We start from the raw sequence: 16129 nt of genomic DNA, 5'->3' as shown, positions 1-16129 counted from the left end.
TCAGTCGCGGGGCGCTCTGCGCTGCCAGTTGAAGTTGTGAATTTCCACACGCTGCTCGACGGTTTCATTCCAGAAGACTTCCAAGCCAGCGGCTTTCAACACGCTGCACAACCGGTGCCCTACCTTGAGACTCTGTGCAGGATCATCATCGATTGCGCCAAAAGCGATGAGCAGGGCTTCTCCCTCTACAGCGCGTTCCACGTCTTGTCCGTGATAAAAACAAAAACCGTGGTAATGATCGTTCGGCGCTTGGTGAATCGCTTCGGCCACCTCCGTGAATCCGTCCGACAAGGTATAACCCGCATTGGACAGGGCACAGATCCCCTCTTCATGGAGATCGTAGAACACTGCATCGAGCCGCTCGCAGGCAGTCACCTCTGGCCAGTCACGCTCTGCGTCGAGCTTGCGTTGCCACTCCGGCAGGATCAACGCCTTCAGCGCTGGTACATCACAGTCATCGTCAATGATGTCATCGACCATCTCATCCATCTCTTCAGGCGTGTAGAAGCCCGACCACACCCACGTCCGTATGCTGTCCGCCACGTATTCATTGCTGTCGGCCATTGGCACCTCGCCTTCGTTAAACAATCAATAAAGATCCAAGCCTCGCCCCTCGGGGCAGCGAAAGCCTCTAGTGGCTTGCGCGTTGCATACCTCGGAAACCACCTGCACCGTCGCGTCTACGAGCAGCCCTTCATTCCGGCACAACACCCAGCCGTTATCTGACACCGCCCGCTCAAACGCCTCGGTGCAAGCGGCGTGTTCGTCCAGCGTATGAATCACCGTACTGCCCAACCCACGCCGTCGTGAGGTTGCCCTCGCCCATGAAATCTCAGCCGCAGTGACGACACCGACATGCACGTCCGGCACGCGCACGCCTTGGTCAATGTTCAACTGCAGAATCTCTGTGAACGGGACGAGGCGGCGGAACGCCGCATCGGAGGGATACCAGCGGTCGATCAGGATGATGCTGTCGGCGGGCTGCTTCGTCAGGACGTTTCGGGAGATCCAGGCACGGCTGGCCGCCAGACGCTCACACACCTCCCACTCCAGATCCCGGTCGGGGTGTCTGACCAGTCGGTTGACGACGGCCATCGTTTCACCCCGGTGGGGGTCACTTTTGCTCTCGCTCAACCGGATCACTTTCTTGTTGTCAGCCCTCAGTGACTGGGTGACTGCCTCCAGGAGGGTGGTTTTACCCACCCCCTTTGGCCCATCCAGAGAAACAAACAGCGGACGATTCATGGGTCAGACAGCGAGGGCTTCGTCGATGGCGGCGGTCAGCCGTGGGTCATCTGCGGTCACATCCGGCGCAAAGCGGCCAATCACCTTGCCGTCTCGCCCGATCAGGAATTTCTCGAAATTCCACAGCACCTCGGTGCCTGCGCCGCTTTCGATGCCGTAGCCCTTGAGGCGTTCACGGAACGGCCCGTCGCCAGTGGCAGCGGGCTGGGCGGCGGTCAGTTCACGGTAGAGCGGGTGCGTGTCGTCGCCGGCGACGGAGATTTTCGAGAACAGCGGGAAATGCACGTCGTAGGTGGTCGAGCAAAACGACTGGATGTCGCTGTCGCTGCCAGGCTCCTGCTCTTTGAAGTTGTTGGCCGGAAAGCCCAGCACTTCGAGTCCTGCTTCTTTCTTGCCCTGGTAAAGGCTTTCAAGCCCTTCGTATTGCGGCGTCAGCCCGCATTTGGAGGCGACGTTCACCACCAGCAGCACTTTGCCCTTGTACTGGCCCAGACTGGCGGGCGTTCCATCGATTTGCTTCAGGGGAATGTCGTACAGAGAATCGGTCATGGGGTGGCTCCTGTTGGCGGTTGAGTCGTCTGGGGCCAACCCTCATCGGTCGGCCTTGAGGGACACCTTAAAGCATGCAGCCGATGATTTATTCATGTTTTGCGAGCAGGCGCTCTGTCGCGCGCCATCTGCGCATCGACCGGTCACGCGTCCCTTCCCAGTCACCCAGTCACCGTTCGGCATCCAGGCACAATTCATCGATCAACGGTACGAACCTATATGCAATGATGGCAGTCTGACACCGCATATAACTTTCTGGCCCAGCGAGGCCTGCCATGACTGACCTGCACCGCCGCAATGCCTGCCGCTTGCCCGTACTGATAATGATCGCTCTGTCCACTGTGATTGGCCTCTCCGTCCTTTGGGAATTCAAGCTGGAGGCCTGGGTCATTGACTGGCTCGCCCTGCCCTATGACGCTGACTTCGAGGATGCTGAAAGGTGGCGATTCATCCTGACCGCCACGGGGTTTTCCCTGATCTCGCTGATCATCCCGACCATCCTGCTCAAACGCCTGATCGCCAACACCCGGTCGAGCTACCATCGATTGAAGCAGGCACAGGCACAGACTGAAACCCTGGCCACCTATGACTCGCTCAGTGGGTTGATCAACCGGCGCGTCTTCATGGAGATGGTTCGAAATCAGCTGGGGTTGAGGCGGCCTGCGGCGATCATGCTCATCGACCTGGACCACTTCAAAGCGGTCAACGATCAGCACGGCCACGCCGCCGGCGACGTGGTGCTGGTAGAGATTGCGCGCAGGCTCGAAGCCATCGCCGACGATAACGGCGGCATTGCGGCGCGTCTGGGCGGTGATGAGTTCTGCCTGCTGTTTCTCAACTTCAAACACCAGACTGAGCTCTGCCAGATCGCCGAAGCGGCAGTGGTTGCGCTCAGCGCGCCGTTGTCAGGTGCCGTTGAGCCTTCGGCCCTGGGCGCCACCATTGGTATTTCACGGTCGTGGACCGACGCGCAGGATGCCTCGGCGTTGCTGCACTGTGCTGATACGGCCATGTACCGGGGCAAGAAAGACGGGCGTTCAACCCATAACTTTTATGACAGCGAATACGAAAAGCAGCGCCGGGCTCAGGCCGACCTTGAACTGGCACTGAGACGCGCGGTGGAAGCAGACGAAATCGTGCCCTACTTTCAGCCGATCGTGGCGCTCCCTTCTCAGGAGGTTGTGGGTTTTGAAGTCCTCGCGCGCTGGCCCAAAGCCGACGGCAGCACCGCCACTCCGGCCGACTTCATTCCGGTGCTTGAGCGCCTGGGATTGGTCCCGGCCATGACCCGCTCGCTGATCAGGCAAGCCTGTCGCGCCGCCAATCGCTGGGACGAGAACCTGCGCTTGTCCATGAACGTCAGCGCTGCCATGGTGACCGACGCGCTGTTTCCCGATCAGTTGCTGGAGCAACTGCGCCAGGAGCGATTTGCGTTTCATCGCTTCGAAGTCGAAATCACCGAGGAGGCCCTGGTCGGCAACCTGGACGTGGCACGGCAGAACCTGATCAAGTTGCACGAGCACGGCATTACGGTTGCGCTGGATGATTTCGGCATCGGTTATTCAAGCCTGTATCACCTGACCCGCCTGTCCATCGACAAGATCAAAATAGACCGATCGTTTTTTGAACTCGGCCAGACCGATCACCTGCCCATGGTCGAAGCGATTCTGGGCATGGCGCGCAGCCTGAAAATGCAAGTCACGGCTGAAGGCGTCGAGGAATTCCACCTGCCCCATCTGCCGTCGTGGCTGGCCAACAGCGGCTGCAATTACGCCCAGGGCTACCTGTATGGCCGTCCGAAGCCGGCTTCCAGCCTGTTCTGCTACACCCATTCGTCATTCGCGCAGCAGGCGGGCTGAGGATCACCGGCATCCTTTGGCGATATCGGCTGCCCTGCGTGCCGGTCTTCGCGGGGCAATGATTGCAGGCCAGTCATCGCGGCATTGAAATGCACTGAACGCTGAGGCCGGCACTGACTCCAAATCTTGCCCCGATACTCACGGCCAACGTGTTGCGTCGGCGGGCATTCGAATTATCTGCCAGATCAAGGAATTCCCATGACCGATCCACGTAACGTCGCCCACGACAAGAAAGTGCAGCAAGAGAAGAAGAACCACGGCGAAGAAGTCGCGCCGGATGCCGTGCACGCGCCGCAGCCAGGCATGAAGCCCGCGCTCAAGCACGACGATGATGCGACCGAGCAAGACGAACAGGCGTGAATCAGGCACTGACCTGAGCTTGAAAATACCGTTTGGCGGCGCTGACTCACGTCAGCAGCCTCCATGTCGGCTCTCCGCATGACCCCAACACCTTCCAGCACCTGCCCCCCCCCCCCGCCGCCATTAAGCCTGATCCGGTCGATCAGCCAATAAAGCAGCGCTAGGACACCGCTGAGGTATTCAGATTGAACAACGTTACTGCCGTGCCTCTTCGATAATCCGTCGGCGTCTGCTTCATCTCGTAACGAAAATGTCGATTGAAGTTCGACAGGTTGATGTAACCCACTTCAAAACAGACATCGGCGATGGACATCTGCGTCTGCAGCAACAACCGGCAGGCTTTCTGGATGCGCAACTTACGCATCAGGTCGATGAACCCGTGGCCCGTCGCGCGCTTGAAGAACCGTGAAAATCCCGGCTCGCTCATGTGCAGTCGTTCCGCAATCACCGACAGCCTGATATCCCCCGTGAGTTCCCGTTGCAGGTAGTCGAATGCCCGGTGAACGCGCTCGGCGCTTTTGGCATCCAGTGCCGGCGCGTAACACGAACTCGCCAGCGTGCGGGCTTCACAGGTCGGCGCGGTGCTCAGGGTGTTGAGCAGTTGAAGGAAGAGCAGCAGGCGTGGCAATCCCTGCGCCCTGCCGATGCCTTCAAGCAGCTCGGCGGCTTGCGCTGCTGTCTCGCCCGTAAATTCCAGCCCGCGCCGGGCCCGGTCAAACAACCCCTGCAATTCACCCAACTCGGGCATTGTTTCGCGTAGCGCGAGCAACGTAGCGCCGTCAAACTGAAGCACGACGTCCCGGCCTTGCAGGTGCTCCCCCGGCGCCAGGTCGCCCATCCAGTCATGGGGCAGATCAGGGCCGATCAGCGCGACATGCCCGGGGCCGAAGGCGCCGATGTAATCGCCCGCGACCAGTTTGCCGCTGCCTTTGCGGATCAGATGAATCTCGTATTCAGGGTGATGATTCCAGCGCGCGAGCGCATAGGGATAGTCGTGCTCGTACCAGCGGAAACTCTGCTGGGGCGCCGGCAGGATGATTTCCAGCTCGGCAGGCAACTGCTCGAATAAGGCGGTTCGGCTTTCAGGCATGGTCTGCCCCTTTTTTGTCGTTGTTGGCGCACGCATCGACGCACCATACGCCCATTGCATCCCCCTGCTCCACCTCGCGTGTCACTGCGCGCTGATACTTTTTTAGCCGGGCGCAGGACTGTCATTTCCGGTTAAAAAAGCATCAGCGGCACATCCTCAGCGTGTTTGTTGCAGGGCCTGCAAGCTGCTGTAATCGACACGCCGCTGCCCGGAAGTGACACGTCAGATCGACCGGCAGAGCCCAAAAACAACAATAACGATTCCGCGCCACCGGCGTGGAGTGGAGATCACCATGAAGATCACCCATCACGCGCTGCTGCTGTCTGCCGGTCTGTCCCTGGCTGGCGTCAGTCACGCTGCCGAGACGATCACCATCGCCACCGTCAACAATAACGACATGATCCGCATGCAGCGGCTTTCCAAGGTATTCGAGGAACAGCACCCTGACATCAGGCTCAACTGGGTGGTGCTCGAAGAAAACGTCCTGCGTCAGCGGCTGACCACCGACATCGCCACCCAGGGCGGCCAGTTCGATGTGTTGACCATCGGCACCTACGAGACGCCGTTGTGGGGCGCCAAAAACTGGCTGGAGCCGATGAAGGACCTGCCGGCCAGCTACGACCTCGACGACATCATCCCTTCCGTGCGCCAGGGCCTGTCGGTCAACGACACCCTCTATGCGTTGCCCTTCTACGGCGAGAGCACGGTGACCTATTACCGCACCGACCTGTTCAAGCAAGCCGGGCTGAGCATGCCCGAGCACCCGACCTGGACCCAGCTCGGCGAGTTCGCCGCCAAACTGCATCACCCGGATCAGGGCCAGTACGGCATGTGCCTGAGGGGCAAGGCCGGCTGGGGCGAGAACATGGCCTTGCTGACCACCATGGCGAACGCCTTTGGCGCCCGCTGGTTTGACGAGCAATGGCAACCCCAGCTGACCAGTCCCGAATGGACGGCGGCTGCCAACTTCTACGTCAACACGCTTAAAAACTACGGGCCGCCCGGCGTGTCCAGTAACGGCTTCAATGAAACCCTGGCGCTGTTCAACAGCGGCAAATGCGCGATCTGGGTCGATGCCAGCGTGGCAGGCTCGTTCACCACCGACAAAGAACAAAGCCGGGTCGTGGACAGCGTGGGGTTCGCGCCGGCGCCCGTTGAAGTCACCGACAAGGGTTCATCCTGGCTGTACGCCTGGTCCCTGGCGATTCCGGCAACGTCGAAACACAAAGACGCCGCCAAGGCCTTCACCACCTGGGCCACCTCCAAGGAATACATCCAGCTGGTGGCGCAGAAGGATGGCATCACCAACGTGCCGCCTGGCACCCGCACCTCTACCTACAGCGACGCGTACCTCAAGGCCGCGCCGTTCGCCAAAGTGACACTGGAGATGATGAAGCACGCCGATCCGGCGCACCCGTCGGCCAAGCCGGTGCCCTATGTCGGCATCCAGTACGTGACCATCCCGGAATTCCAGGCCATCGGCACGTCCGTGGGCAAGCTCTTCTCGGCCGCACTCACTGGGCAGACCTCCGTCGAGCAAGCCCTGGCGGCCGCGCAATCGACGACGGTGCGGGAAATGAAGCGCGCCGGTTACCCGAAGCAATAAACGCCTTGCCGGCAGGCATCTGCCGCCTCTCTCTGCATGACGGATGACTCTTTCAATGAAACGACTCGAAGGTAAAAGCGCACTGATCACCGGCTCGGCCCGGGGGATCGGACGGGCCTACGCCGAAGCCTACATTCGCGAAGGCGCGACGGTGGCCATCGCCGACATCAACCTGGAGCGCGCGACCCAAACGGCCAGCGAACTGGGCGCCAGTGCCTACGCGGTGAGGATGGACGTCACCGATCAAACGTCCATCGACGCTGCCATTGCGGCGGTCGTCGCCACCACCGGCAAGCTGGATATCCTGATCAACAACGCCGCCTTGTTTGATCTGGCACCGATCGCGGAGATCACCCGCGAGAGTTACGAGCGGCTGTTCTCCATCAATGTCGCCGGCACGTTATTCACCCTTCAGGCGGCGGCGAAGCAGATGATCGCTCAGGGTCATGGCGGCAAGATCATCAACATGGCGAGCCAGGCCGGGCGCCGCGGCGAGGCACTGGTGGGCGTCTACTGCGCGACCAAGGCCGCCGTCATCAGCCTGACCCAGTCCGCCGGGTTGAACCTGATCAAGCACCGGATCAACGTCAATGCCATCGCCCCGGGGGTCGTCGACGGCGAGCACTGGGATGGCGTGGACGCGCTGTTCGCCAAACACGAGGGCCGGCCGTTAGGGGAGAAGAAGAGGCTCGTCGGCGAGGAAGTGCCCTACGGCCGCATGGGCACCGCCGAAGACCTGACCGGCATGGCGATCTTCCTGGCGTCCGCCGAGAGCGACTATGTCGTCGCCCAGACCTACAACGTCGACGGCGGCAACTGGATGAGCTGAAGCCGAGGAGTGACCTGCAGGACATCGGGGCGTTTTCGTCCATCGGGCCTTACGCGACGCAGTGGAATGGCAGGTGCCGAACGGGCCTCTTGCCGTCTGAAGCCGATCCCGCTGACTGATCACTTACATCCAGTTATGATTCACCGATCAGCGAACAGGGATGCAGGTCACATGGATATCAAAGAAGCAGAAGCGCCCTCCACAACCCATGGCCTCGCGGTAGACGCGGACGTGCAATTCGAATGCGTCGGCTGTGGCGAATGCTGTCGCGGCCGCTTCGTGCCCTTGACCCTGGCCGAAGCCGTGACCTGGCTCAAGCGCGGGCACTCTGTGGGGATATTGATTGAGGCATTCGACGATTCACTCTGGTCTGTCGACTCACCCGAATATGCGTACAACGCCGGCCGATCCGCGCCGGTGTCAGGCGGTTCAGGGACGCTGCGGGTGACGGTGATTCTGGCGGCCAATGCGATCCCTGAATGCCCGAACCTGCAAAAAGACGGTCTCTGCTCGGTGTACCTGGAGCGCCCGCTGGTGTGCCGGATCTACCCGATGGAGATCAGTCCTTTCATTGAACTGAAACCCCAAGCCAAGGACTGCCCGCCCGAAAGCTGGCAGCAGGGCAGCCTGCTGGCGTCGGATCAGGGGTTGGCGATGCTGGTTCAGCAATCACGCGCGACCGACCGCGACGATGCGCACCGCAAAGTGGCGGTGTGCGAAACCCTGGGCCTGACCGTTGCCGGCTGGAAAGGCAACGGTCTGGTCATTCACCAGCCCTCGGTCGAAACGCTGCTTGCCGCCTGCGAAAGCGCCGAGGTGAATACCAGTCCCACGGCTCAAACCTGGCAGATCAAGGCAGAAGACCCGGCATTAAGGGCGTATCTTCACAGTCAGTCCGTGCCCCTCGCTGACTCACCGAGCGACGCTTACATCTTTCACCCAATGGCGCGCTGAACGCCTACCTGCTGAACCGCTTGTGGCTTGTGGCTTGTGGCTTGTGGCTTGCCGCTTACCGCTTCAGGCAATGACCCGCGCATACACCGACCGATCCACATTCCCGCCGGACAGAATCACCCCGACCTTTTTGCCTGCCATGGTCCGGCGCTCCTGAATCAACGCGGCCAGTGCCGCAGCACCCGCGCCTTCCGCGAGGTTGTGGGTGTCGGTGTAATAGACGCGCATGGCCTCGGCGATTTCTGCCTCGCTGACGGCGAGGATGCGCTGCGCCCCTGCCCGGTAGATGGCGAAGGCCGCAGGAACAGGTCTGCGCACGGCGAGGCCATCGGCAAAGGTGTTCGCCGAGGGGGTTTGCAAGATGGTGCCTTCCTCGAACGACCACTTGGCGGCCGCTGCCTCGGTGGAGACCACGCCCACCACTTTTGTCTGCAGGCCCAGTGCGTCGCGGGCAGCAATGACGCCACAAATCCCGGACCCACAGCCGATGGGCACGTAAACCGTGTCGAGATCCGGCGCGGCCAGAAACAACTCCAAAGCATAGGTGGCCACGCCCTTGAGCAACTCGATATGAAAGGGCGGCACCAGGTAGTGCCCATGCAGGTCCGCCAGCCGCGCGGCCTCTTCCCGGGCTTCGTCAAAATCCCGGCCGCATTCGATGACCGTGCCGCCGAGGGCCCGCATGGCGTTGTTCTTCTCTGGCGAGTTGCCCTCCGGCACCACGATCAACGCACTCAAGCCCAGTGCAGTGGCGGCGAGCGCCAGGCTCTGACCGTGATTGCCACGCGTCGCCGTCACGATGCCTTTGACCGTCGGGTAACTACGCTTGAGCCAGTGCATGAAGGTGATCCCGCCGCGCACCTTGAACGCACCGGTGGGCGTGTGGTTTTCGTGTTTGACCCACACCGTGCTGTTCAGCCGCTCGGCCAGTAACGGCCACGGGTATTGAGCGGTCGGCGGCATGACCTCGTACACCTGCCGAGCGGCCTGTTCGATATCGTCGCGGGTCAGTCCGTGCATGGGGGATCTCCTGGGAAATTTGGCCCAGTCTAGGCAGACGCTCGCCGCGCCGGCTTTCAGAAAACTGACCTGACTTTTGCCTACTCGCTTCATTACTATGACTGCCATGAGCCCGACAAAACGCCCGCCTCACCCGCTCCCGTCTGAACCGGTTCGCCGTGTCCAGGCAGGCCCGTGGATGATTGAGTTGCTCCCCGCCGCCGCTTACGCCACGCGCTATGTGGCGACCCAGGCAGCGATCGGCTTCGCTTTCGAAAGCCAGCGTGGCCTGCACGCCATCGGCAGCGACCGGGTGCAGCCCTTTGACGCGGTGCCCAACGGCCTGGCGTTTGTGCCCGCCGGTTGCGACGTGTTGTCGGAGTCGCCCACGGGCGGTGAATACCTGCGGCTGCTGCGCACGGACGGGTTTGCTCTGACGGGCGATCATCCCTTCAACAACCGCATCGATTCCCGGGCGATCGCCCTCGTCACGAAGATGCGCGCAGCGCTGTTGCAGGCTTCGGCGGCGGATGACTGGGAGGGCTGGGCGCTGGCCCTGGCTGACCGGATCGACGACAAAAGCGCCCTCGACGCGCCACTGCACGGCAGGATCAACGGGAGCCGGATGCGCAGGCTCGATGAGTTCATCGACGCCGGCATCGACGGCCCGCTGGGGGTGCAGGCCATGGCGCAGATGCTGGGCTTGTCCGAGGGTTATTTCATGCGGGCCTTCAAGAACACCACCGGGAAAAGCCCCCACAGTTACCTGATCGACCGACGCCTGGCCAAAGCCCGGAGCCTGATGCGCGATTCAAACGCAGGATTGGCCGACATCGCCCATGCCTGCGGATTCAGCTCCCAGGCGCACATGGCGACGGCGTTTCGGCTGCGCATGGGCATCAGCCCGGCGAAGCTGCGCAGTCAATGGTCGCCGTAACTGACCACACGCTCACCAGCCATGGCGTTGCAGCACTGCCTTGATGACCGGGTGGCGATCAACGACCACCAAAGACGCGTGGAACTCGGGTCGGGACGTTCGCAGATGCTCCCGCGCCCCACTCCACTGGCTGACCACGCAGGCGAGGATTTCGGCGGCGCCGGGCGCCTCGGGACGCCAGGCAACCGGGTTGTCAAACACATCGCTGAACACCTCCCACTGACTGTGGAGTTTGCTCCGGGCGCCTGCGACCAGGCGGTCTAATTGATCAGGACCGGCGTCGGGGAGCCACCGTTCCGGGTAGTCGATCAGGCCGATGGACGCGTAGCAGTTGCTGGTGAGGTACGCCAGGGCCCGGAGTTGCTGGGCACGTTCAAGGGCGTCTTGAGACAACAGCCCGGACAGCGGAAAGGCCAGGCCCAAGTGGGTGAGGATGGCCGCGCTCTCCGTCAGCACGCCGCCGGGGATAACCAGCGTCGGCACCTGCATCAACGGGTTCAGGCGCTTCAGCTCGTCCTGCCCCGCGCCCGCTTCCCACGAACTGGCAACCACCCGCCGGTATTCGGCGCCGCACAGCGTGAGGGCCATCTCGATGGCGGCCGAGCCGGATCTGTCGGCCCCCAATAATGTGAACATGCTCTCTCCGGCCTTCGTCAGGCTTTAGTGCCGTGGTGCCGCTGCCATTCATCGACCACATCGCCCAGGGTCTTGGGGCTGTCGTTGCGTATCCAGGCCATGAACGCCCGGTCGAATTTGAAGGCCGGCCCGCACTGCGCGGTCATGAACCGGCGCACGTTCTGGGTGTTGCGGTAATCCTGGGTGACAGGGGTGTCTCGGGAAAGCGATTCGCTGTGCCAGTCAAAGGCCATGGGGCTGAGTCCAGGTGAGGGGGTCGCGCACAGTCTAGTCGGCAAACGCGGGCTGTCGCACCGGTGGCGGGATCCATTCCACATTTGTGTCAACTATCCCACCCTCTCACAGTCACACAGTGATTCCCGCCCATTGACTGATGATGTTTTCGCATGAGTTTCATTCTTTGCATGACCGTCTTCGGTGTCCTGCTGATGCTGCTGGCACTGACTTCCTCTTATCTGCGCTGGCTGCCGGTCACGACGTCGGCGGTGTGTCTGGCGTTTGGCGCCGCGATTGGCCCCTGGGGCCTGGATGTTGCGCAACTCGACGTTCGCGACGCGCGCCACTGGCTTGAACGCCTCACCGAAATCGCCGTGCTGTTTTCCCTGTTCAACACCGGCATCAAGTTGCGCCTGCCCCTGCACCGCAGCGGCTGGTATTCGGCGTACTTGCTGGCCGGGCCGGTGATGCTGGCGACCATCGCCGGCGTCAGCCTGACCGCCCATTACCTGTTCGGCCTGTCATGGCCCATCGCGTTGCTGCTGGGTGCCATGCTCTCGCCCACAGACCCGGTGCTGGCCGGTCTGGTACAGGTCAACAGCGCCCAGGACCTGGACCGCGTGCGCTTCGGTCTGTCCGGTGAGGCCGGGCTAAACGATGGCACCGCGTTCCCCTTCGTGATTTTCGCCCTGATGTTCATCACCCACGGTTTTTCGGATTTCGACTGGACCCAGGGCTGGCTGCTGAAGAATATCGTCTGGGGTGTACCCGTCGGCCTGATGCTCGGTTACGGCCTGGGCCGTGGCGTCGGTCATCTAATGATCTACCTGCGCATCAAGAATGCCGACAGCACGCAATCACCCAACGATTTCCTGGCCCTGGCGCTGATCGCCATTGCTTACGTTGGCGCTGAAACGCTGGGGGCTTATGGCTTTCTCGCGGTGTTTGCCGCCGGCATCGGCTTGCGTCACGCCGAGGTCAAGACCACGCAGTCCGACGTCCCGGCCGAGCACGTCGCAATTCCGGTGCTCGGGCACACCCACAGCGACCCTGCGTCGGCGATCATGGGCGACCGTGCTGCGCTGTCCGACAGCCAGCTCGCTGCTGGGGTGATGATGGGCGACATGATGGTTTTCGGCAGCCTGGTGGAGCGCGCCATGGAGGTGCTGCTGATCACCCTCCTCGGCGCAGCCCTTGCCAGTTACTGGGACTGGCGCGCCGTGGGGCTGGGCCTGGCGTTGTTCTGCGTGATCCGACCGCTGAGCGTATGGCTGCTGATCAGCGGCAAATTGCTGACCCGTCCGCAAAAAGCGCTGGTGGGCTGGTTCGGCATTCGCGGCATCGGCACGCTGTATTACCTCTGCTATGCCCTGACCCACGGGCTGCCGGCCGAGGCGGTAGACACCACCATCAGCCTGACGCTGTCGGTGGTGGCGCTGAGCATTTTGCTTCATGGCATCAGCATTCAGCCGTTGCTGGAGCGCTATGAGCGCAGCATCAGCCGGGCCGGTTAAGAGTAGCGCCATGGACACAGCCGATCGGATTTCTGGAAGCGACAACTGATCAGAAACCTCATGATAGACAGCGTCGATGACCCTATCGGAACAAGCGATTGGACGCTCAAGGGCCCGATCGGTAGCGTGCTCACTAATTGATCAGGTCTTTTGAGCGTCCTCTGCAATGCGGTCTAACGTCGCAGCAGTGTTCCATCAGAGATCGGCGCCGTGTCACTGACACCTCCGCGCACCAAGCCTGGATGCTTGAACCCCTCCTTCGTTTTCGCACCGCCGGCTCGTTCCGTCGCGTTGCGGTCCATTGCTTGCGAGCCTGAAAGCCTATGTCCATTAATACACCACAGCAGATTGCCGAGATCACCATCGAAGCTGGCGTGAAAAAGTCCCATATGCCGACCCCGGCGATTCTGGTGCTGGGCTTTCTCGCCGGCGCGTTCATCGCTTTGGGCTTTTTGCTGGACATCCATGTCAGCACGATGATCCCGGCCCCCTGGGCGTCACTGGGTAACCTGATGGGCGCGGCGGTATTTCCGCTGGGCCTGATTCTGGTGATCCTCGCCGGTGGCGAGCTGCTCACTGGCAACATGATGAGCCTGCCGACGGCGATGTTCGCGGGTCGGGTGCCGTTGTCGGCGGTGGCGCGCAACTGGGCGCTGGTCACGTTCGCTAATCTGCTGGGCGCGCTGTTCGTCGCCTACTTCTTCGGCCATGTGCTGGGCCTGACAGAAGGTGCATACCTGGCCAAGACCCTGGCCATCGCCAAGGCCAAGGTCAGCGCTGATTTCGGTCAGGCGTTTATTTCAGGCATTGGTTGCAACTGGCTGGTGTGCCTGGCGGTCTGGTTGTCATACGCCAGCAAAGACGTGACCGGGAAGGTCGTTGCCATGTGGTTCCCGATCATGGCCTTCGTCGCCATCGGCTTCCAGCACGTGGTCGCCAACATGTTCGTGATCCCGGCGGCGATCTTTGCCGACGCTCTGAGCTGGACCGAATTCGTTGAAAACTTCGTCGCGGTGTTCCTGGGCAACGCCGTGGGGGGTGCAATTTTCGTCGGGCTCGCGTATTACGTGTCCTATTCGAAAGCCATTCAGGCTTCGGCAACCGGCGTCACTGACGCGGCCATCGAGCAGCAGACCGGAAGCCATATTTAACGCTGCAGCCGCGCGCCTCGTTTCCGGGGCGCGCACCCTGTTTCTGCCACGTGTCACGTTGTCGAGAGTAATCAATGTCAGATCGAGTCCTGATGGACAGCTATTCACGCAAAGTCGATTACGTCCGCATGTCGGTGACGGATCGCTGCGATTTCCGCTGCGTGTATTGCATGGCCGAGGACATGACGTTCCTCCCCCGTCAGCAGATTCTCTCCCTCGAAGAAATCCATCAACTGGCCGAACGTTTCGTGGCGCTGGGCACCAAAAAGATTCGCCTGACCGGCGGTGAGCCACTGGTGCGCTCCGGCATCGTCGGGCTGGTTCGCAGCATCGCCGCCCTGCCCGGCCTGCGCGAACTGTGCATGACCACCAATGGCTCGCAGCTCGACAAACTCGCCGTGCCGCTGTTCGAAGCCGGCCTCAAGCGCCTGAACATTAGCCTCGACAGCCTCGACCCCGCGCGCTTCAAGGAACTGACCCGCACCGGTGATCTGAGCAAGGTGATTGCCGGGATCGACGCCGCCAACGCGGCGGGGTTCGAGCGCACCAAGCTCAACTGCGTGGTGATGCAGGGCCGCAACGACCACGAGATCAATGATCTGGTGGCCTTTGCCATTGATCGTGGCGTCGATATCACATTTATCGAAGAGATGCCCCTCGGGACGATCAGCGAGCACAGCCGCGCCGAGTCGTTCTACTCCAGCGAACAGGTGCGCGAACGCATCGCCGAGCGCTACACCCTCGTGCATTCGACTGAAACCACGTCCGGGCCTTCGCGTTACTGGCGGGTGGCTGAGGCGCCGCACATCCGCATTGGCTTCATTTCGCCCCACAGCCACAACTTCTGCGCAACCTGCAACCGTGTTCGCGTGACGGTGGAAGGTCGTTTGCTGTTGTGCCTGGGTAACGAGCATTCGGCCGATCTGAAAGCCGTGCTCCGGGCCAATCCGGGTCAGCCGGACAAGCTCGAGAAAGCCATCGTCAACGCCATGCAATTGAAGCCGTGGAAGCACAACTTCGAGCTCAACGATGACGTGCAGGTGGTGCGGTTCATGAACATGACCGGCGGCTGAATACCCACGGGGTTTTGAGCTGACCGGGCGTTCATGAAAAGCCTGGCAGCCTCACGCCCCGAGACCGCCAGTCCTGGCTAACAGGCTGATCAGCCCTTGATGAAGCCCAGCAGAATCGCGTTGATCTCTTCCGGTTGCACGTTGCACATGCCGTGTGCGCCGCCTTTTACGACGTGCAGCGTCGAGCCTTTCACCAGCTCATGACTCTTGTAGCCGGACGCGACGATCGGGACGATCTGGTCGTCATCGCCGTGCAGGATCAAGGTCGGCACGTCGATCTTTTTCAGGTCTTCGGTGAAGTCGGTTTCCGAGAACGCCTTGATGCAATCGAACTCGCCTTTGACACTGCCGAGCATGCCGATGGACCAGAACGAGTCGATCGCGCCCTGGGAGGTTTTCACGCCGTCGCGGTTGAAGCCGAAGAACGGTACGGCCAGGTCCTTGAAGAATTGCGAGCGGTCGGCGGTGAAGCCGCCGCGGATGCCGTCGAACACCTCCATGGGCAGGCCTTCTGGATTAGCGTCGGTTTTGAGCATGATGGGCGGCACGGCGCCAATCAGTACAGCTTTGGCGACGCGGGCGGTGCCATGGCGGCCGATGTAGCGGGCGACTTCGCCACCGCCGGTGGAGTGGCCGATCATGATGGCGTCTTTGAGGTCGAGGGCTTCGAACAGTTGGGCGAGGTCGTCGGCGTAGGTGTCCATGTCGTTGCCTTCCCAGGTCTGGCCTGAGCGGCCGTGGCCGCGGCGGTCGTGGGCGATGACGCGGTAGCCGTGCTGGCCGAGGAAGAGCATTTGTGCGTCCCAGGCGTCGCCGTCGAGGGGCCAGCCATGGGAGAAGACGATCGGCTGGCCGGTGCCCCAGTCTTTGTAGAAGAATTCGGTGCCGTCTTTCAGGGTCAGGGTTGTCATGTGATGCAATCCTCGGGAATGGTGCTGGGAGGGTTGAGCGTAGTCCCGGATCGAGGATGTGCCTTGTCGATATGTGCTGGTTTGCGCTTCGCGAGATCAGGATCGAGATCAAGATCAAGATCAAGGGCGTCTGCCTGGGGGCAGACTGTTTCGCCTTCGGCGAGTTACTTGGAAAAGCACCCCAAGTAACCAAGGGTGCT

Annotated in this window: 17 protein-coding genes; 9 read left to right on the top strand and 8 right to left on the bottom strand. The window is 61.5% G+C overall.

The annotated features are described in order from the left end of the window. The 3 genes from ACQKEN_RS05640 to ACQKEN_RS05630 are packed head-to-tail and all read right to left on the bottom strand — an operon-like array spanning position 1 to position 1794. Complete coding sequence (locus ACQKEN_RS05640) at positions 1–564, bottom strand: DUF6891 domain-containing protein (RefSeq protein ID WP_427684291.1); 564 nt, start codon at positions 562–564, stop codon at positions 1–3. A 24-nt stretch (positions 565–588) separates the two neighbouring features. Continuing rightward, positions 589–1245 (bottom strand): dTMP kinase, encoded by a 657-nt coding sequence (locus ACQKEN_RS05635; RefSeq protein ID WP_427684289.1) that lies wholly within the window; start codon positions 1243–1245, stop codon positions 589–591. Between the two features lie 3 nt (positions 1246–1248). Further along, a complete protein-coding gene (locus tag ACQKEN_RS05630; protein WP_427684287.1) occupies positions 1249–1794 on the bottom strand; it encodes a glutathione peroxidase in 546 nt (181 codons plus the stop codon). A gap of 275 nt (positions 1795–2069) precedes the next feature. Here ACQKEN_RS05630 and ACQKEN_RS05625 point away from each other — a divergent pair, with 275 nt between their 5' ends. After that, on the top strand, positions 2070–3653 hold the full coding sequence (locus tag ACQKEN_RS05625; RefSeq protein WP_427684285.1) for a putative bifunctional diguanylate cyclase/phosphodiesterase: 1584 nt from the start codon (positions 2070–2072) through the stop codon (positions 3651–3653). 198 nt (positions 3654–3851) lie between these two features. Beyond that, positions 3852–4013: a hypothetical protein gene (locus tag ACQKEN_RS05620; protein WP_108119258.1), complete on the top strand. Its 162-nt coding sequence runs from the start codon at positions 3852–3854 to the stop codon at positions 4011–4013. A gap of 160 nt (positions 4014–4173) precedes the next feature. Here ACQKEN_RS05620 and ACQKEN_RS05615 read toward each other — a convergent pair whose 3' ends face one another. Further along, the gene (locus tag ACQKEN_RS05615) at positions 4174–5103 is read right to left on the bottom strand and encodes a helix-turn-helix domain-containing protein (protein ID WP_427684283.1); all 930 of its coding nucleotides are present in this window, start codon (positions 5101–5103) and stop codon (positions 4174–4176) included. 292 nt (positions 5104–5395) lie between these two features. Here ACQKEN_RS05615 and ACQKEN_RS05610 point away from each other — a divergent pair, with 292 nt between their 5' ends. From ACQKEN_RS05610 to ACQKEN_RS05600, 3 genes are all read left to right on the top strand, one after another. Then, the gene (locus ACQKEN_RS05610) at positions 5396–6709 is read left to right on the top strand and encodes an ABC transporter substrate-binding protein (protein WP_427684281.1); all 1314 of its coding nucleotides are present in this window, start codon (positions 5396–5398) and stop codon (positions 6707–6709) included. Between the two features lie 55 nt (positions 6710–6764). Then, positions 6765–7538: an L-iditol 2-dehydrogenase gene (locus ACQKEN_RS05605; RefSeq protein ID WP_427684280.1), complete on the top strand. Its 774-nt coding sequence runs from the start codon at positions 6765–6767 to the stop codon at positions 7536–7538. A 171-nt stretch (positions 7539–7709) separates the two neighbouring features. After that, positions 7710–8492, top strand: coding sequence for a YkgJ family cysteine cluster protein (locus ACQKEN_RS05600; protein ID WP_427684278.1), 783 nt, complete (start codon positions 7710–7712; stop codon positions 8490–8492). Between the two features lie 63 nt (positions 8493–8555). On the opposite strand, the gene ACQKEN_RS05595 is transcribed toward ACQKEN_RS05600, so the two are convergent. Then, positions 8556–9512, bottom strand: coding sequence for a threonine dehydratase (locus tag ACQKEN_RS05595; RefSeq protein WP_427684276.1), 957 nt, complete (start codon positions 9510–9512; stop codon positions 8556–8558). Between the two features lie 97 nt (positions 9513–9609). Between ACQKEN_RS05595 and ACQKEN_RS05590 the strand changes: the two genes are divergently transcribed. Continuing rightward, entirely contained in the window at positions 9610–10428 is an 819-nt protein-coding gene (locus tag ACQKEN_RS05590) for a helix-turn-helix transcriptional regulator (protein ID WP_427684274.1), read from the top strand. A gap of 12 nt (positions 10429–10440) precedes the next feature. On the opposite strand, the gene ACQKEN_RS05585 is transcribed toward ACQKEN_RS05590, so the two are convergent. Then, the gene (locus tag ACQKEN_RS05585) at positions 10441–11064 is read right to left on the bottom strand and encodes a glutathione S-transferase family protein (RefSeq protein ID WP_427684272.1); all 624 of its coding nucleotides are present in this window, start codon (positions 11062–11064) and stop codon (positions 10441–10443) included. Positions 11065–11081: 17 nt separating this feature from the next. Further along, the gene (locus ACQKEN_RS05580; RefSeq protein ID WP_427684270.1) at positions 11082–11297 is read right to left on the bottom strand and encodes a DUF6434 domain-containing protein; all 216 of its coding nucleotides are present in this window, start codon (positions 11295–11297) and stop codon (positions 11082–11084) included. A 153-nt stretch (positions 11298–11450) separates the two neighbouring features. Here ACQKEN_RS05580 and ACQKEN_RS05575 point away from each other — a divergent pair, with 153 nt between their 5' ends. The 3 genes from ACQKEN_RS05575 (at position 11451) to moaA (ending at position 15018) form a co-directional block, all read left to right on the top strand. Beyond that, positions 11451–12794, top strand: a complete 1344-nt coding sequence (locus ACQKEN_RS05575; RefSeq protein WP_427684268.1) for a cation:proton antiporter — start codon at positions 11451–11453, stop codon at positions 12792–12794. A 323-nt stretch (positions 12795–13117) separates the two neighbouring features. Beyond that, complete coding sequence (locus ACQKEN_RS05570) at positions 13118–13945, top strand: formate/nitrite transporter family protein (RefSeq protein ID WP_427684266.1); 828 nt, start codon at positions 13118–13120, stop codon at positions 13943–13945. 74 nt (positions 13946–14019) lie between these two features. Beyond that, entirely contained in the window at positions 14020–15018 is a 999-nt protein-coding gene (moaA, locus tag ACQKEN_RS05565; RefSeq protein ID WP_192174649.1) for a GTP 3',8-cyclase MoaA, read from the top strand. Positions 15019–15107: 89 nt separating this feature from the next. On the opposite strand, the gene ACQKEN_RS05560 is transcribed toward moaA, so the two are convergent. After that, positions 15108–15929, bottom strand: a complete 822-nt coding sequence (locus ACQKEN_RS05560) for an alpha/beta fold hydrolase (protein ID WP_427684264.1) — start codon at positions 15927–15929, stop codon at positions 15108–15110. Positions 15930–16129: the final 200 nt, after the last annotated feature.

Origin of the sequence: Pseudomonas sp. NPDC078416 (genome assembly GCF_050268485.1) — a bacterium.
Classification (GTDB): Bacteria; Pseudomonadota; Gammaproteobacteria; order Pseudomonadales; family Pseudomonadaceae; genus Aquipseudomonas.
The sequence above is the reverse complement of the archived record's forward strand: the minus strand, read 5'-3'. Positions and strand labels throughout refer to the sequence as shown.

What these genes read in the sequence shown, in the direction of transcription:
- ACQKEN_RS05640 (WP_427684291.1), bottom strand. Translation starts at nt 564, where the DNA reads ATGGCCGACAGCAATGAATACGTGGCGGACAGCATACGGACGTGGGTG.
- ACQKEN_RS05635 (WP_427684289.1), bottom strand. Translation starts at nt 1,245, where the DNA reads ATGAATCGTCCGCTGTTTGTTTCTCTGGATGGGCCAAAGGGGGTGGGT.
- ACQKEN_RS05630 (WP_427684287.1), bottom strand. Translation starts at nt 1,794, where the DNA reads ATGACCGATTCTCTGTACGACATTCCCCTGAAGCAAATCGATGGAACG.
- ACQKEN_RS05625 (WP_427684285.1), top strand. Translation starts at nt 2,070, where the DNA reads ATGACTGACCTGCACCGCCGCAATGCCTGCCGCTTGCCCGTACTGATA.
- ACQKEN_RS05620 (WP_108119258.1), top strand. Translation starts at nt 3,852, where the DNA reads ATGACCGATCCACGTAACGTCGCCCACGACAAGAAAGTGCAGCAAGAG.
- ACQKEN_RS05615 (WP_427684283.1), bottom strand. Translation starts at nt 5,103, where the DNA reads ATGCCTGAAAGCCGAACCGCCTTATTCGAGCAGTTGCCTGCCGAGCTG.
- ACQKEN_RS05610 (WP_427684281.1), top strand. Translation starts at nt 5,396, where the DNA reads ATGAAGATCACCCATCACGCGCTGCTGCTGTCTGCCGGTCTGTCCCTG.
- ACQKEN_RS05605 (WP_427684280.1), top strand. Translation starts at nt 6,765, where the DNA reads ATGAAACGACTCGAAGGTAAAAGCGCACTGATCACCGGCTCGGCCCGG.
- ACQKEN_RS05600 (WP_427684278.1), top strand. Translation starts at nt 7,710, where the DNA reads ATGGATATCAAAGAAGCAGAAGCGCCCTCCACAACCCATGGCCTCGCG.
- ACQKEN_RS05595 (WP_427684276.1), bottom strand. Translation starts at nt 9,512, where the DNA reads ATGCACGGACTGACCCGCGACGATATCGAACAGGCCGCTCGGCAGGTG.
- ACQKEN_RS05590 (WP_427684274.1), top strand. Translation starts at nt 9,610, where the DNA reads ATGACTGCCATGAGCCCGACAAAACGCCCGCCTCACCCGCTCCCGTCT.
- ACQKEN_RS05585 (WP_427684272.1), bottom strand. Translation starts at nt 11,064, where the DNA reads ATGTTCACATTATTGGGGGCCGACAGATCCGGCTCGGCCGCCATCGAG.
- ACQKEN_RS05580 (WP_427684270.1), bottom strand. Translation starts at nt 11,297, where the DNA reads ATGGCCTTTGACTGGCACAGCGAATCGCTTTCCCGAGACACCCCTGTC.
- ACQKEN_RS05575 (WP_427684268.1), top strand. Translation starts at nt 11,451, where the DNA reads ATGAGTTTCATTCTTTGCATGACCGTCTTCGGTGTCCTGCTGATGCTG.
- ACQKEN_RS05570 (WP_427684266.1), top strand. Translation starts at nt 13,118, where the DNA reads ATGTCCATTAATACACCACAGCAGATTGCCGAGATCACCATCGAAGCT.
- moaA (WP_192174649.1), top strand. Translation starts at nt 14,020, where the DNA reads ATGTCAGATCGAGTCCTGATGGACAGCTATTCACGCAAAGTCGATTAC.
- ACQKEN_RS05560 (WP_427684264.1), bottom strand. Translation starts at nt 15,929, where the DNA reads ATGACAACCCTGACCCTGAAAGACGGCACCGAATTCTTCTACAAAGAC.